Annotated in this window: 13 protein-coding genes; 6 read left to right on the top strand and 7 right to left on the bottom strand. The window is 71.9% G+C overall.

What is annotated here, in order from left to right:
• The first annotated feature begins 169 nt into the window (after window positions 1–169).
• From purD to Mam01_RS07985, 4 genes are all read left to right on the top strand, one after another.
• The gene (gene purD, locus Mam01_RS07970; RefSeq protein ID WP_204284752.1) at window positions 170–1,411 is read left to right on the top strand and encodes a phosphoribosylamine--glycine ligase; all 1,242 of its coding nucleotides are present in this window, start codon (window positions 170–172) and stop codon (window positions 1,409–1,411) included.
• Window positions 1,408–2,295 (top strand): phosphoribosylaminoimidazolesuccinocarboxamide synthase, encoded by an 888-nt coding sequence (locus tag Mam01_RS07975; RefSeq protein WP_204284763.1) that lies wholly within the window; start codon window positions 1,408–1,410, stop codon window positions 2,293–2,295. Before purD ends, Mam01_RS07975 begins: the two co-directional genes overlap by 4 nt.
• Before the next feature lie 174 nt (window positions 2,296–2,469).
• Window positions 2,470–3,747: a UDP-N-acetylglucosamine 1-carboxyvinyltransferase gene (murA, locus tag Mam01_RS07980; protein ID WP_204284753.1), complete on the top strand. Its 1,278-nt coding sequence runs from the start codon at window positions 2,470–2,472 to the stop codon at window positions 3,745–3,747.
• 262 nt (window positions 3,748–4,009) lie between these two features.
• Complete coding sequence (locus Mam01_RS07985) at window positions 4,010–5,254, top strand: transcriptional regulator (RefSeq protein WP_373868686.1); 1,245 nt, start codon at window positions 4,010–4,012, stop codon at window positions 5,252–5,254.
• A gap of 117 nt (window positions 5,255–5,371) precedes the next feature.
• Here Mam01_RS07985 and hisC read toward each other — a convergent pair whose 3' ends face one another.
• Both hisC and Mam01_RS07995 read right to left on the bottom strand, forming a co-directional pair.
• Window positions 5,372–6,427 (bottom strand): histidinol-phosphate transaminase, encoded by a 1,056-nt coding sequence (gene hisC / locus Mam01_RS07990; protein ID WP_204284754.1) that lies wholly within the window; start codon window positions 6,425–6,427, stop codon window positions 5,372–5,374.
• A 32-nt stretch (window positions 6,428–6,459) separates the two neighbouring features.
• Window positions 6,460–6,969, bottom strand: coding sequence for a hypothetical protein (locus Mam01_RS07995; protein ID WP_204284755.1), 510 nt, complete (start codon window positions 6,967–6,969; stop codon window positions 6,460–6,462).
• Between the two features lie 174 nt (window positions 6,970–7,143).
• On the opposite strand from Mam01_RS07995, the gene Mam01_RS08000 reads away from it, so the two are divergent.
• The gene (locus Mam01_RS08000) at window positions 7,144–9,276 is read left to right on the top strand and encodes a glycoside hydrolase family 6 protein (RefSeq protein ID WP_204284756.1); all 2,133 of its coding nucleotides are present in this window, start codon (window positions 7,144–7,146) and stop codon (window positions 9,274–9,276) included.
• Window positions 9,277–9,439: 163 nt separating this feature from the next.
• Window positions 9,440–10,072, top strand: a complete 633-nt coding sequence (locus tag Mam01_RS08005; RefSeq protein WP_204284757.1) for a polysaccharide deacetylase family protein — start codon at window positions 9,440–9,442, stop codon at window positions 10,070–10,072.
• Here Mam01_RS08005 and Mam01_RS08010 read toward each other — a convergent pair.
• The 5 genes from Mam01_RS08010 to Mam01_RS08030 form a co-directional block, all read right to left on the bottom strand.
• Window positions 10,051–11,199 (bottom strand): acyltransferase family protein, encoded by a 1,149-nt coding sequence (locus Mam01_RS08010; RefSeq protein ID WP_204284758.1) that lies wholly within the window; start codon window positions 11,197–11,199, stop codon window positions 10,051–10,053. The two genes, Mam01_RS08005 and Mam01_RS08010, sit on opposite strands and share 22 nt — an antisense overlap.
• 66 nt (window positions 11,200–11,265) lie before the next feature.
• On the bottom strand, window positions 11,266–11,940 hold the full coding sequence (locus tag Mam01_RS08015) for an NUDIX hydrolase (RefSeq protein WP_111700359.1): 675 nt from the start codon (window positions 11,938–11,940) through the stop codon (window positions 11,266–11,268).
• 52 nt (window positions 11,941–11,992) lie between these two features.
• A complete protein-coding gene (locus Mam01_RS08020) occupies window positions 11,993–13,828 on the bottom strand; it encodes a DUF4434 domain-containing protein (protein ID WP_204284759.1) in 1,836 nt (611 codons plus the stop codon).
• 62 nt (window positions 13,829–13,890) lie between these two features.
• Window positions 13,891–14,979 (bottom strand): glycosyltransferase, encoded by a 1,089-nt coding sequence (locus tag Mam01_RS08025; protein WP_191910099.1) that lies wholly within the window; start codon window positions 14,977–14,979, stop codon window positions 13,891–13,893.
• A gap of 14 nt (window positions 14,980–14,993) precedes the next feature.
• On the bottom strand, window positions 14,994–15,331 hold a 338-nt coding region (locus Mam01_RS08030; protein ID WP_275408914.1), incomplete at its 5' end, for a UDP binding domain-containing protein.

Genomic DNA, 15,331 nt, shown 5'->3' on the forward strand with positions numbered 1-15,331 from the left:
AGCCTGTCCAACCTAGCACATCACTGCCGGACGCCTGTTCCAGGGTACCGGCGTCAAGAGCCTCCGATCATGCACTTCTTGCCAAAAAGGGGTCGGACAAACTGGTCACCCCTGTGTATCCGGGAGGCCGGACGGCGGAGGACGCGGAGAAGACTGCGAGAATGAACGGGTGCGCGTTCTTGTCATCGGTTCCGGGGGTCGCGAGCACGCTCTGTGCCGGGCCCTGCGGCTGGACCCCTCCGTCGTCGAAGTCCACTGCGCCCCCGGCAACGCCGGCATCGCCGATGTGGCCACCCTGCACCAGGTCACGCCGACGGACGGCGCGGCGGTCACCGCCCTCGCCGAGCGCCTGGGCGCCGGACTCGTGGTGATCGGCCCGGAGGCGCCGCTGGTCGCCGGCGTGGCCGACGCGGTCAGGGCCGCGGGCATCCCCTGCTTCGGGCCGTCGGCGCGGGCCGCGGCGGTCGAGGGTTCCAAGGCGTTCGCCAAGGACGTCATGACGGCCGCGGGCGTGCCGACCGCGCGGGCGTACACGTGCGTGACCGAGGAGGAGGCCGCGGCGGCGCTGGACGCCTTCGGCCCTCCGTACGTCGTGAAGGACGACGGCCTGGCCGCGGGCAAGGGCGTGGTCGTGACCGACAGCCGCGAGGAGGCCCTGGAACACGCGCGGTCGTGCGAGCGGGTGGTGATCGAGGAGTTCCTCGACGGCCCGGAGGTGTCGCTGTTCGCCCTGTGCGACGGGACGAGCGCGGTGGCGCTGCAGCCGGCCCAGGACTTCAAGCGGGCCTACGACGGCGACAAGGGTCCCAACACCGGCGGCATGGGGGCCTACACCCCGCTCCCCTGGGCCCCGGAGGGCCTGTCGGAGCGGGTCATGGCCGAGATCGTGCGGCCGACGGTCGCCGAGATGGCCCGGCGCGGCACGCCGTACACGGGTGTGCTGTACGCGGGGCTGGCCCTGACCGCCGGCGGTCCCCGCGTGATCGAGTTCAACGCGCGCTTCGGCGACCCGGAGACCCAGGTCGTGCTCGACCGGCTGGAGACCCCGCTGGGAGGGCTGCTGCTCGCGTGCGCGACCGGCACCCTCGCGGACCATCCGCCGCTGCGGTGGCGCGACGGCGCCGCCGTGACCGTGGTGCTCGCCGCCGAGAACTACCCGGCCGACCCGGTGAAGGGCGACGTCGTCGCGGGGCTCCCCGCGACGACCGAGGAGGCGTACGCGCTGCACGCCGGGACGACCCTCGACCCGGAGAACCGGCTGGTGTCGAACGGCGGGCGGGTGCTCAACGTGGTCGGCACCGGCGCCGACCTGGCCGAGGCGAGGACGCGGGCCTACGAGGCGCTGGAGCAGATCACCCTGCGCGGCTCCCACCACCGCTCCGACATCGCCCTGACCGCCGCCACCTCCTGACGCGACACGGGGTGAGGAGCTGGGAGAATGGCGGGGTGAAGCACCTGCACTCCGGCAAGGTACGCGACCTCTACGAGACCCCCGAGGGGTTGCTGCTGATGGTCGCGTCGGACCGTATCTCGGCCTTCGACTACGTGCTCGAACCCGGCATCCCCGATAAGGGGGAGATCCTCACCCGGCTGTCGCTGTGGTGGTTCGAGCAACTCAAGGACGTCGTGCCCAACCACGTCGTCTCGGCCGGCGTGCCCGCGGAGTTCGCCGGGCGCGGGGTGCTGTGCCGGAAGCTGCGGATGGTGCCGGTGGAGTGCGTGGCCCGCGGCTACCTCACCGGCTCCGGGCTGACCGACTACCGCAGGGAGGGCGTCGTCTCCGGCGTGCGGCTCCCGGAGGGGCTCACCGACGGGTCGCGGCTGCCCGAGCCGATCTTCACGCCGTCGACGAAGGCGCCGATGGGCGAGCACGACGAGCCGATGACGTTCGAGCAGGTCGTGGCCGAGGTGGGCGCGGACGTGGCCGGGCGGCTGCGCGACATCACCCTCGGCGTCTACCGCCGGGGGGCGGAGATCGCCCTGGAGCGCGGCATCATCCTGGCCGACACCAAGATCGAGCTGGGCTGGGACTCCGACGGCGTGCTGACCCTGGGCGACGAGGTGCTGACGCCCGACTCGTCGCGCTTCTGGCCGCTGGACCAGTGGGAGCCGGGCCGCTCCCAGCAGTCGTTCGACAAGCAGTTCGTCCGCGACTGGCTGCTGTCGCCCGCGTCGGGCTGGGACAGGGCCTCCGGCGAGGCCCCTCCGCCGCTGCCGGACGAGATCGTCGAACGCACGCGCGGCCGCTACGTCGAGGCGTACGAGCGCCTCACCGGAGAGCGCTTCCGCGCCTGAGTCACACAGGTCACAGAAGTCGTCTGGCGTGACCTGTTCCCCCACGCGTTCTGGGGGTAGTTCCTCCCCGAAACGCCCGGGACAGCGGCTACTCTAGGCCGACGCATTCGCCGACGACGTGGCTGCCGGCCGACGCGAGTCCCCCACCTTTCCCCCAAAATAGGAGTCGAATTCATGGTCAGTTACCGCGTGCGCGGTGGCAACGTACTGCGTGGAACCGCCTTCATCCAGGGCGCGAAGAACGCCGTACTGCCCATGATCGGGGCGGCGCTGCTCGCGGCCGAAGGCCGTACGGTGCTCCGCAACGTGCCCGTCATCGAGGACGTGCGCCGGGCGGTGGAGCTCGCCGAGGCCATCGGCGCGAAGGTGGAGTTCCACGAGAGCGAGCGGACGCTCGTCATCGACGCCTCCCGGTTGACCAGCCCGGTCCTGCCCGCCGAGATCGCCCGCCGGTTCCGGGGATCGGTGCTGTTCGTCCCGGCCCTGCTCCACCGCCTCGGTGAGGCGATCATCGAGGGCATCGGCGGCTGCAACCTCGGCAGCCGCAACCTCGACTTCCACTACCTCGGCTACAAGCGCCTCGGCGCGATGGTGGACGAGGGCGAGTCCGTCATCCACATCAAGGCCGGCGGCCTGCTCGGCGCTCCGCTCTATCTCGACACCCCTTCCCACACCGGCACCGAGAACCTGATCATGGCCGCCTCGCTCGCCCGGGGCACCACCGTGATCGAGAACGCGGCGCTCGAACCCGAGGTGCTCGACGTCATCACGATGCTGAGCCGGATGGGGGCGCGCATCCGCGGCGGCGGCACCGGCTTCATCACGGTCGAGGGCGTCGACGAGCTGACCGCGGTCGAGCACACGGTGATGCCGGACCGGCTCGACGCGGGCGTGTTCGCGATGGCCGCGGCGATCACCGGGGGCGAGGTGAGCCTGGTCGGCGCCTCGCTGGAGCACCTCGGCGTGGTCCGGTGGAAGCTGGAGCAGATGGGCGTCGAGTTCGAGGAGCACGGCGCGGTCCTGCAGGTGCGCCGCGACCGGCCGCTGCGCCCGATCAACGTGATCACCGACACCTACCCCGGCTTCGCGACCGACCTGCAGTCGCCCCTGATGACGGTGGCCTGCCTCGCCGAGGGCTCCAGCTACATCCACGAGCGCATCTTCGACGGCCGCTTCGCGCTCGCGGGCGAGCTCAACAAGATGGGCGCGAACGTCGAGGTGGAGGGGAGCCGGGCGGTGGTGCACGGCCCGACGCCGCTGCACGGCGCCGACGTGACGGCCCACGACCTCAGGTCCGGAATCGCGCTCGTGCTCGCCGGTCTCGCCGCCGAGGGAGAGACGTCGATCGGGACCGGTTATCTCATCGACCGCGGCCACGGCGCGCTCGCCCAGCGCATGCAGGCGCTTGGCGCTGATGTGGTGCGTGAAATTTCCACTTCGGACGGCCACTGAGTCCGAAAACCTTTACTAACGCCCTGACCAGGGGGTATCCGGGATATTACGGATGCGGCTCGACCACCCAGAATGGTATTCCGGAAAATCTGGGCGTGACATTACGGCCTTAACCAGCGATCGTTCCAAAGAGAAGCCACAACAACGAGGGCGACGTGGGATGGGACGAACATTGGTCGAGCGCACGGAAGACACTCCGCGCGGGTCACGTCTAGGGACGGTGACACCCGACCTCACCATCGGCGTGGTGGGGTCACATGATTTGGTCGAACGCGTGATGCTCATGGGGCACTCGGCGGCCCCGGTGCCCTGTCGGCTGGTCGCCGCCGCGTACAGGGACGAGCAGGAGGCCGCGGACAAGGTGACCCGGCTCGGGCCGGGTGTGGACGCCTGCCTGTTCGCGAGCCCGGTGCCCTTCGAGCTCGCCCGGCGGGCCGGAGTGCTGACGATGCCCGCGACACACGTGCAGCTCGGCGGAGCGGCACTGGTGGCGGCGATCGCGCGGGCCTCGCTGGACGAGCGGACCGATCCGCGCCGGGTGAGCGTGGACGTGCTCGCGCGGCCGGACATCGACGAGGCGTACGCGGACCTCAACCTCCCTTCCGGGGAGGTGCACAGCCGCGACGAACCGGGTCCGATCGGCACGGTCACGGCCTTCCACGAGCGGTTGTTCCGCCAAGGGGCCACCACGGGCGCGCTCACGTGCGTCCAGGGAGTGGCCGACCGGCTGACCTCCGCGGGGGTGCCGGTCGTGCCGATCCGGCCGACGTCCGCGGCCGTACGGACGGCACTGCACACGGCGGCGCTGCTCGGCGCCCGGCACCGGCTGGAGGAGTCGCAGCTCACGGTCGTGCTGGTGGAGGTGCCGACGCTGCGCGAACCGGTGCGCCGGGCCGCGCCGCGCTACTGGCGGGACGAGCTGCGGCTGTCGCTGCACCGCCTGCTCGTGCAGGAGGCCAACCGGATCAACGCGAGCGTGTGGCCGATCGACGATCACAGCTACCTGGTCGTGGCGACCAAGGGCTCGATCGCGGCCGCCACCGACGGGTTCCGGGTGCTGCCCTTCGCCGCCAGGATCCGCGAGGAGCTGGGGCTCGCCGTCGAGGTGGGCGTGGGGATGGGCCGCACGACGCACGAGGCCGAGACGCACGCCAGGGGCGCGCTCGCCCGCACCCAGGGCGGCAAACAGCCCCAGGGCTTCGCGGTGGACCGGGAGGGCCGGGCTCTGGTGCCGCCGCCCCGGATGCCTCCCCAGCCGGGCGGGCCGATCAAGCCCAAGGGCGTCGAGGTGCTGGCGCGCCTGGCGGCCAAGCTGGAAGGCGGAGACACGGTCGTGGACGCGGAGGGGGCCGGGCGCATGCTCGGGGTCACCCCGCGTACGGCTCGCCGGTTGCTGCGCACGCTGGTTGACGAGGGACTCGCGTGGCCGCTTCCGCCGAACCGCACTCCGCAGCCGGGCCGGCCGCGCCAGCTCTACCGGCTGATCGTGGAGAAGCTCAACCGGTGACCGGGTGAACGAAGGGTGTGGACGGCGCTCGGCGCCGGGCCGACGGCGTGGGGCCGGCGTGCCCCGGCAGCCCGGTCGCCGTCCGCACCCCGCTTGGACAACCGCTCAGACAACCGCTCAGACGAAGGCCTGGGCGACGGCCAGGAAGACGTCGTTGGCCTCGGGGTCGCCGATGGACACCCTGGCCCCCTCGCCGTCGAACGGGCGCACGGCGACGCCCACGGCCGCGCACTTCGCGGCGAACTCCGTCGTGCGCTCGCCGAGGCGCAGCCACACGAAGTTGGCCTCGGTGGGCGGGACCGTCCAGCCCTGCGAGAGCAGGGCCTCCCGCACGCGCGTGCGCTCCTTGATGACGGTCTCGACCCGCTCCAGCAACTCGTCCTCCGCGTGGAGGGACGCGATGGCGGCGGCCTGCGCGAGGTGGTTGACCGCGAAGGGCAGCAGCGTCTTGCGGACGGCCGCGGCCACCGGCTCGTGCCCGATCAGGTAGCCGACCCGCAGGCCCGCCAGGCCGTACGCCTTGGAGAACGTGCGCAGGACGGCGACGTTCGGGTGCTCCCGGTAGAGCGCGAGGCCGTCCGGCACGTCGGCGTCCCGCACGTACTCCCGGTACGCCTCGTCGAGGACGACCGTGACGTCGCCGGGCACCCGGCCGAGGAAACGCCTGAGCTCCTCGGTCCGGTTCACGGTGCCGGTCGGGTTGTTGGGGTTGCACACGAAGACCAGGCGGGTCTCCGGCGTGAGGGCGTCCGCCATCGCGTCGAGGTCGTGCGTCTCGTCGCGCAGCGGCACCCGGATCGAGCGGGCGCCCGAGAGGTCCGCGAGCAGCGGGTAGGCCTCGAAGGAGCGCCAGGCGTACATGACGTCCGCGCCGGGCTCGCCCACCGCCGCCAGGATCTGCTGCGCCACCGCCACCGACCCGGCGCCGAGCGCCACGTGCCCGGCGGGTACGTCGTACCGCTCGGCGAGCGCCTCGGTGAGCCGGACGGCGCCCGGGTCGGGGTAGCGGTGGACCTCGGTGGCCGCCCGCGCGACCGCCTCGACCACCGACGGCAGCGGCCCGTACGGGCTCTCGTTGGAGGACAGCTTGTACGACCGGCCCTCCGGGGAGACCACGGCCTTACCGGGCTTGTACGGCGGCATGCTGTCGAGGATCGAGCGGAATCGCGGCATACCGTCACCTTAGAAGATGACCCCCGGAGGCTCTACTTGTAGTAGGCGTACAGCGTCTTCCAGGTGCCGGCGTACTGGCAGTTGATCGACGGCTTGGCGGCCTTGCCCTCGGAGCAGACCTTGAGCTCGACCTCCCCGACGTTCTTCATCGTGAAGGCGAACGTCTTCTTCACGTTGTACGAGCAGGTGCGGTAGTTGCGGTAGGCCAGGTGCGGCGTGTTGGAGGAGTCGAACCAGCTGACGCGGAAGAGCGCCCAGCCGCAGGCGGACGAGGATCGGGTCCGGTCGACGACGCTGCCGGAGACCTTGACCCACGGCGCGGGCGCGCTGGGGTCGTCCTTGGCCGCGGCCGTCAGCGAACCGCTCACCTTGGCCTTCGAACCCGCCGCGAAGTAGGGGCCGAAGGGCTTGAACGCGGCCTGGGCGGCGGCGCTCTGGGTGGCGGCCTCGGTGGCGGAGGCGGCGGTGGCGGTGGCCAGCGGGGCGAGAGCGAAGATGCCGGCCGCCAGCGTGATGCCGGCCAGGGAGCGGGTGAGCGCCATTGCGGGGTTCCTTTCCTCTGTTGTTGGCCTCACTTTGTCGCAGGCCGCTTTCAATGCGCTTGACGCGCGCTGTACGCCGCTTTCAGTAGGTATGGACCGTCCCCCTTGGAAGGGGCGGCATCCGAACCCCGGTTTTGGTTAGGATCGCGCCTGAACCGGCGATCGGGGAAAAGCATGACGAACGGCGCTGAGGGCGACGGACCGCGATACGGCGAGCCCCGGCGCATCGGGCCGTTCCACATCCTCGGCCGGCTCGGCCAGGGCGGCATGGGCACGGTCTATCTCGGCCGGGACGACAACGGCCGGGAGGCCGCCGTCAAGGTGATCCACCCGCAGTGGGCGGCCGACCCCGCCTTCCGGCGCCGGTTCCAGCGGGAGGTCGCCGCCGCCCAGCGGGTCGCCCGCTTCTGCACCGCCGCCGTCCTCGGCGCCGGGCTGGACGGCGAGGTCGCCTACCTCGCGACCGAGTACGTCCCCGGGCCCACCCTCCAGGAGGTCGTACGGGACCGCGGGCCGCTGTCGGGATCGAGCCTGGAGGCGGTCGCGGTCAACGTGGCCGTGGCCCTGCAGGCGATCCACAGCGCGGGGGTGATCCACCGCGACCTCAAGCCGTCGAACGTGCTGCTCTCGCCGGTCGGCCCCAAGGTCATCGACTTCGGCATCGCCCAGGTCACCGACAACACCGCGGACATGAGCGGCATCGTCGCCGGGACTCCGTCCTTCATGTCGCCCGAGCAGGCGAAGGGCGACCGCCTGACCCCCGCCTCCGACATCTTCGGCTGGGGCGCCCTGGTGGCGTACACCGCCTCCGGGCACGCGCCGTTCAGCGGCGGATCGATCCCGAGCATCCTCTACCGGGTGCTCCACGAGCCTCCGCAGATCTCGGGGCTCGATCCCCGCCTGCGGTCGATCGTCGACCTGGCGCTGGCGAAGGAGCCGGCCCAGCGCCCCACGGCGCAGCGCCTCGTCGAGATGCTGACCGGCCACGAGCCGGTCGAGTCGGTCGCACCGGTCGCGCCGGTCGCGCCTGCCGCGACGGTCACCGGACTGCCGACGGTCGCGGGAGGCGCGGCGAGCCGCCGGTCCCGGCCCGGCCTCCTGCTCGGGGTCGGGGGCGTCGTCGCCGCCCTCCTGGTGACGGCGGGGGTCGTCGTCGCCGTCCAGACGGCGTCGTCCGGCAAGCCGTCGTCCGGAGAGCCGCAGGTGCCCCTGGCGGCGTCCGGGAAGCCCGCCGAGCGCGCCACCCCGGCCCCCACCGGCACGACAGCGAGCGGCGCGGGCTCGGGCAACCCGCTGCGCGGGCGGGACGTACGGCTCTACGCCGACCCGGCGGGCGACGAGGCGCGCCAGGCGGAGGCCTGGGCGGCGGCGGGGCGCGGCGACGACGCCGAGACGATGCGGAAGCTCGCCGCGGTGCCGAGGGCCGTGTGGCTGGGCGGGCCCAGCGCCGCCCAGGCGGGCCGTACGGCGAGCGCCGCACTGGAGGCCGCCGCGCGGCAGGACGCCGTGCCGGTCTTCGTCACCGACGACATCCCGCTGCACGCGTGCAACGAGGGCGGCGCGACCGGCTCGGCGCAGTACCTCGCCTGGATCGACGCCGTCGCCTCGGCCGTCGGCGACCGCAGGGCGGTGTTCGTGCTGGAGCCCAAGAGCCTCACGGAACTGCCGGGCTCGCCGGAGTGCTCGCTCGGGGACGCCGCCGACCAGCGGGCCAGGCTGCGGATGCTCGGCTCGGCCGTGAAACGGCTCGGCGGGCTGCCGAACACCGCCGTCTATCTCGACGGCAGCCTGGAGGGCTGGCCGTCGCCGGAGGTCATGGCCACGCGACTGGTCGAGGCGGGGATCGCCCAGGCCGACGGCTTCTATCTCAACGCCGCCGGATATCAGGAGACCGGCTCGCTCGTCGCGTACGGCACCCGCCTCGCCGCCTGCGTGAAGACCAGGGCGTCGGGGAGCGGCACATGTGCGGATACGAGCACGGACACGGCCGGGCTGCCGCACTTCGTCGTCGACACGGGCCGGAACGGCCGGGGCGCGTGGACTCCGCCGGAGGGCAAGTACAAGGACCCCCAGGAATGGTGCAACCCGCCGGGACGCGGCGCCGGGGCGCGGCCGACCACCGACACCGGCAACGCGCTCGTGGACGCGTACCTGTGGCTGCGCCCGGCCGGGGTCTCCGACGCCCGGTGCACCCGTGGCGAGAGCGGCTCCGCCGACCCGGTGTACGGCGTGGTCACGCCGTACGGCGGCCAGTGGTGGGCCGAGCTCGCCCTCCAGCGGGCCAGGGACGCCGTTCCGCCGCTCTGAGGGGTGCTTCGAGGATTACCCTCTCCGGAGATATTCACTAAGATCGCGCGACATGTGGCGGAAAGTCAGAATCGCGATGGCCGGGGTCTGCGTAGCCGGGGTCTGCACCATTCCCACCCCGGTCGCATCAGCCCCGGTCGCGGCGGCGAAGACAGTGAAAACGGTGAAGGCGGCGAAGCCGTACTGCGCCCGGTACAAGTGCATCGCGCTCACCTTCGACGACGGGCCGTGGCCCTACACGCCCGCGCTGCTCGACACGCTGAAGAAGCACAAGGCGAAGGCCACGTTCTTCCTGCTCGGCCGGAAGGTGGCCAACCGCCCCGAGCTCACGCAGCGGATCGTGCGGGAGGGCCACGAGATCGGCAACCACACCTGGAACCACCCCGACCTGACCAAGCTGCCCGACGAGGAGGTGCTCAGCGAGCTCACCAGCACCTCGGACGTCATCTACGAGACGATCGGCAGGAAGCCGGAGATCATGCGCCCGCCGAACGGCGCGACGAACGCCCGCATCTCCGGCCTCACAGCGCAACTCGGCCTGCCCCAGATCCTCTGGACGGGATCCACGCTCGACTGGCAGGCCAGGAACACGAAGGTCATCGCCGCGCGGACGCTGAAGCTCGCCAAGCGCGACGGCGTCATCCTGCTGCACGACATCGTCCCGGAGACGGTCAAGGCGATGCCGGGCGTGCTGGACAAACTGGAGAAGCAGCACTACAAGTTCGTCACGCTGACGACCCTGCTGCAGGGCCGCACGCTGCACGGAGGCGAGATCTACCCGCCCCGGGGCAAGTAGGCGGCCGGCGCCTCCGCGAGCGGCACCGGCGCCGGCGTCTGCGTGACGTCCGCCGTGAGCGACCGCTCCAGGGCCGCCCGCAGGCGGGGCTGCAGGGGCCGTTCCACCAGCCGGTGCACGGCGTACGCGACGCCGAGCGCGGCGGCCGTCGCGACGGGCAGGGCGAGCCGGTTGCCGAGCGGCTCGTGCAGCGCCTGGATGAGCAGGAACCCCACGTGGTGGTGGAAGAGGTACAGGGGGTAGGTCAGCGCGCCGAGCGCGGTCAGCCACCGCCAGTCGAGCCGGTCGAGCGCGCCGACGGCGACCGCGACCATGACCAGGAAGATCAGTGAGATCACGCCGACGACGAGCGCCGACCCCAGCGCCGGGCCGAACCGGTCGACCGCCGGGAGCTTCTCCCCCAGCACCGACACGATCGCGAGCGCCCACCCCGCCCCGACGAACAGCCAGGGGAACATCGATCCGCCGAAGCGGTGGATCAGGAACAACGCCATGCCCGCGATGAAGTACGGCGCGCTGAACGGCAGCAGCACGGCCTGGAGGAGATCGGCGTCCACCCGCTCGGCGACGACGAGCAGGAAGACCCAGCCGCCGAGGAACGCCAGGCAGCGGCGGTAGGTGATGCCGATCGCGGCGAAGCACGCGATGAGCACGTAGAAGACGAGCTCCTGCCAGAGCGTCCAGTAGACGATCTCCAGGTCCCGCACCCGCAGGCCGTGCTGGAGCATGGTCATGTTGGCCAGCAGCTCGGCGAACGTCGGCCGGTGGTCCGTGATGAGCCCGCCGACGGCCAGCGCGCCGAGGACGAGCACGCTCGCCCAGTACGCCGGGTAGAGCCGGGCGATCCGCGACGCCGCGAAGTGCCCGGCCGTACGGCCCCACGCGCTCATCAGGATCACGAACCCGCTGATCAGGAAGAACAACCGCACGCCGTACACCCCGAACATGGTCACCGCGCTCAGCGCCGGGAAGGCGTTCGGGGTGCCCCACGCGCGGGTCTCGCCGAAGTGGAACAGGACGACGCCGAGAGCCGCGCAGAACCGCAGGAGGTCGAGGACGCGCAGCCGCGACGGTCCGCGGAGGATGGCCGGCGCGTCGGGGGCGACGCGTGAGGCCGCAGCGAGCATAGGCCGGAATATATCCTGAAAGATCCCTGTGAGGCGGACGATCCGGCTGCGGTAGCTACTGCGCTGCTACTGGGGGGCGGCGGCGCCGGCGCGGAGCATCGGGGGATGCAGCAGCACGGCGGGGCCGCGGCGGTGCAGCATGGCGGGCCGGCCGCCGTCCCGGGTCGTCGTGCGTCCGGTGGGCACCAGGAAGCCCTCGGTCTTGGTGACCTTCCGGTGGAAGTTGCGGGGGTCGAGCGGGCGGCCCCAGACGATCTCGTACACGCGGCGAAGCTCCGCGACGGTGAACTCCGGCGGGCAGAAGGCGGCGCCGAGCGAGGTGTACTCCAGCTTGCTCCGCGCCCGCTCCACGCCGTCGAGCATGATCCTGCGGTGGTCGAAGGCCATCTCGGTCAGCTCCGCCACCGGCTGCCAGCTCATGTGCGCCTCGGTCGACGCGGGCAGGTCGGGGGCGAGGCCGAGGTAGGCGACGCTGACGACCCGCTGGCGGGGGTCGCGGTCCGGGTAGCCGTAGGTCTGCAACTGCTCCAGATGCACCGGGGCGCCGGGCAGGCCCGCCCGCTCGGCGAGCACCCGGGCGGCGGCGGCCGGCAGGTCCTCCTCCAGCTTGATGAAGCCGCCGGAAAGCGCCCACCTGCCCTCGTACGGCGGCCGGTCGCGCCGCCAGACGAGGGCGCTCAGCTGCTGGGACCTGACGGTGAGCACGACGAGATCCACGCTGACCGGGATGCGCGGGATCATGAGCGAACGCTATCAGTACGCGGCCGGTCGCCCGGTGTCTCAGCCGGTGGTCTCAGCCGGTGTTGTGGTAGTAGACGGGCTCCGCCGACTTACGGCCGTCGGCGGAGGTGACCTCCACCCGCACCCACACGTCGCCGGGCACCGTCGCCCAGTCCACCGGGATCCAGATCGTCTCGATACCCGCGGGAAGCCCCGGAATCGGCGTGCCGTCGTGCCAGCCGACCGTCGCCGAGTCGACGACCCGGGGGGTGTCCAGCCCCGGCCAGCTCAGCGTGACCTTCGCGTCTCCGAGGTGGTAGCCGCGGATCTCCAGGCCGTCCTGGATCTGGCGTTCGCGCCGCTGCGCCTCCACCGGGATCGGCCGGTCCCAGTCCTGCGCGATCTCCTCCGACAGCGACGGCGAGCCGCAGGTGAAAAAGTCGCTCCACATGTACGAGATGACCTTCGAGACGTACGGCCCGGCCAGCGTGACCTGGGTGTCGAGCCGGGGCTTGTCGGTCCTGCCCCGGGTGCCCTGCCGGCCGCAGTTCTCGGTCGAGGACGGCTCGAAGGCCTCCACGTTGGCCCAGAGCTCCACCTCCACGCCCTCCTCGGCCAGCTGCGCCCGCGCCTTGGACATCTCGCGGTAGTAGTCGCGGGTGCCGCCGTAGTAGGCCGTGGCGTAGGTGCTCTCGCCGACGACCGGCTTGAGGCGGTCGTCCACCGGCTTGTTCTTCCAGTTGGGCCAGAACAGGCCGACCTTGCCCGTGCCCCGGCCGTCCTGCGGAGCGATGATCTCCACCCCGGTCCGGGCGAGGGCCTTGAAGCCCGCGGCGACCTGCGCCGGCGTGGAGGTGTACTTCAGCCGCCTCCGGCTGTCGATGTACGGGCTGACCAGGATGGGCTTGCCGGGCAGTTCCTGCTCGACGATCCGGTGCTGCTCGGCGTACACCTGCAGCGTCTGGACCTTGTCAGGGTCGGGCCAGTCCCTGAGCTGCAGCTCGAACGGCTGGTAGACGCCGCCCAGCGACTGACGGTCGCCGAAGCGGTTGCCGTAGTCCTGCAGGATCCGCCGGGTCAGGGTCGTGAGCGTGCCGATGTGCCGGGGGTCGGCGCGGGTGGACTCGGCCGGGTCGCGCGGCGCGAGGGGCAGCGCGGGGAAGACCCTGATGCCGAACCGGTCGCCGAGGTCGAGCAGCTCGCTGAGGCTGTCCTGCTCGCCCGCCGATACGAGGATCAGGTGGTAGGCCCGTCCCTTCGTCGTGAAGTCGCAGGTGGGGTCGTCCGAGCCGTCCTCCGGCGCGATGAGCCGGTAGAAGACCGCGCCGTTCACGACGATCTTCCGTTCCACCTGCGGGCAGCGGAAGATGCCGGGCCCGAACTGCTCGTCGGTGCGGTAGACGTACGTCCAGCTGATGCGGTTGCCGGGGTTGGCGGTCCGGAGCTCCTGCTCCGCCGCCTTCATGCAGCTGAGCCCGCTCTCCACGCAGACGGCGTACCGCTTGTCGGGCGGCGGGGTCTTCTCCGGCTCCTTGTCGTCCACCGGCTGGAGCACCTGCCCGTCCTCGTCCGTCTGGCGCGGCGACAGGCCGAAGCCGAGGCGCACGACGGTGTCCCCGCCGAGACGGTGGATGGCCTGGAGCTGCCGCCGCCAGGTACACGGGTCCGAGGTCGGGATGAGCCAGTACCCCATCACGGCGTACGGCGTGGCCGCCGCGGTGTCGAACGTGCCGCAGGGATCGGTGAACTCGCTGTGCGCGGGGGACGGGCTGGGGCTCTCGGTCGCCGCGGAGAGGGTCTGCCCGGCCCGGGCGGCGCCCGGATCGGAGCTCCCGTCCCGCAGGACGATCACGACGGACGCGACACCCGCGAGAATCGCCACACCCAGGATGAAGGTGAGCCAGCGCACTTTCAGGACACTACCCGCCCGTCGTTCGTCGAACTTGTCACGCCGAAGTGTTCACCGGGGCTTCAGCTCTTGACGCCGGCCCACGCTTCCAGCTGGTCGACGAAACGACGCGCCGAGTTGGGCCAGTGGTGGTTCGCCCGCGCGGCGGCGTAGCCGCGCCCGCCGGTGCCGCGCCGTTCGAACGGGTTGTCCCTGAGCTGGAGCACCGCGCGCGCCACCGCCTGCGGGTCCCGCCAGGGGACCACCATGCCGCACTGGTAACGCTCCACGAGCTCGACGGCCCGCGGCGAGGGGGTGGTGATGACCGGGATGCCGTGGGCCATGTACTCCACGATCTTCGTGGGCATGGAGTGGCGGTAGTTGGGCTCGTCGTGCAGCAGCGACAGCCCCGCGAGCGCGCCGTCGAGCCGCTTGAGCGCCTCGTCGTTCGGCATGAAGTCGCGCCACTCCAGCACGCCCTGCGCGACCGCCTCGTTGAGCAGCGGCCTGCTCTGCGGGTCGGCGTACCCGATCAGTTCCACGGCCACCCGGTGCGGCTGGAGCAGGCGGGCCACCTCGACGGCCTCCTGCACGCCCCGGGCCTCCGACAGCCAGCCCAGGTAGACCACCCGGTCGTCGCCGGGCGGGCTGACGCTGTCGGGCACCCAGGTCTCGTTCGGCACCACCAGGTGCCGCTGCCGGAACCGGCCGGCGTACGCCGCCTCGGCCAGCAGCAGGTGCATCCGGCGCTCGGCCGTGCCCTCCAGGAGCCGGGCGAGGTACCGCGTCGGCGGGCGCAGGAACGCCGGCAGCCACGGCTTGAGCGACAGCGTCGCGGGGGTGTCCTCGTGGACGTCCCAGACCACCGGCGGGCTCTTGCGCACCCCGGCGACGGCGAACAGCAGCTCGGGGTCGTGGATGAGCGCCAGGTCGACCTTCCCGCGCATGCTCTTGAAGAGCTTGCGGGCCGCGCGCACCGCCGACAGGCGGCGCCGCTCGGCGGCCCTCGGCAGGTCGACTCCGGTCACCCACGAGCGCGGCACGACTCCCCGCGCGGTGTACGGCGCGGCGTACGTGACCTCATGACCGGCATCGACGAGTGCCCGGATCTGCCGGTGCAGGATCCGGGCGTCCTCGGGGTGATGCACCACCGTCATGACGAGCACGTGCACGGCGCGGACCCTTCCTACAGCCGCTCGACGCGTTCGCTCGTGGCGAGCACGCCACGAGTGTCCAGGACGAGAAGGGCGTGGTCCTCCACCACGTCCAGGTCGAACGCCGCGTGCTGCTGCAACAGGACCACCACGTCCGCGGCGGCCACGGCCGACCGCAGATCCTCCTCGCGGGGGATCGCCCTGCCCTCGACCGACCATTCCTTCACGTACGGGTCGCAGAACGACAGCTCCGCGCCCAACTCCAGCAGCGCCTCGGCCACCGGTATCGCGGGCGTCTCCCGCTCGTCGGCGATGTCTGGTTTGTACGTCACGCCGAGGAGCAGCACGCGCGAGCCGTTCACCGGCTTTT

It is taken from the genome of Microbispora amethystogenes (assembly GCF_016863015.1).
GTDB lineage: Bacteria > Actinomycetota > Actinomycetes > Streptosporangiales > Streptosporangiaceae > Microbispora > Microbispora amethystogenes.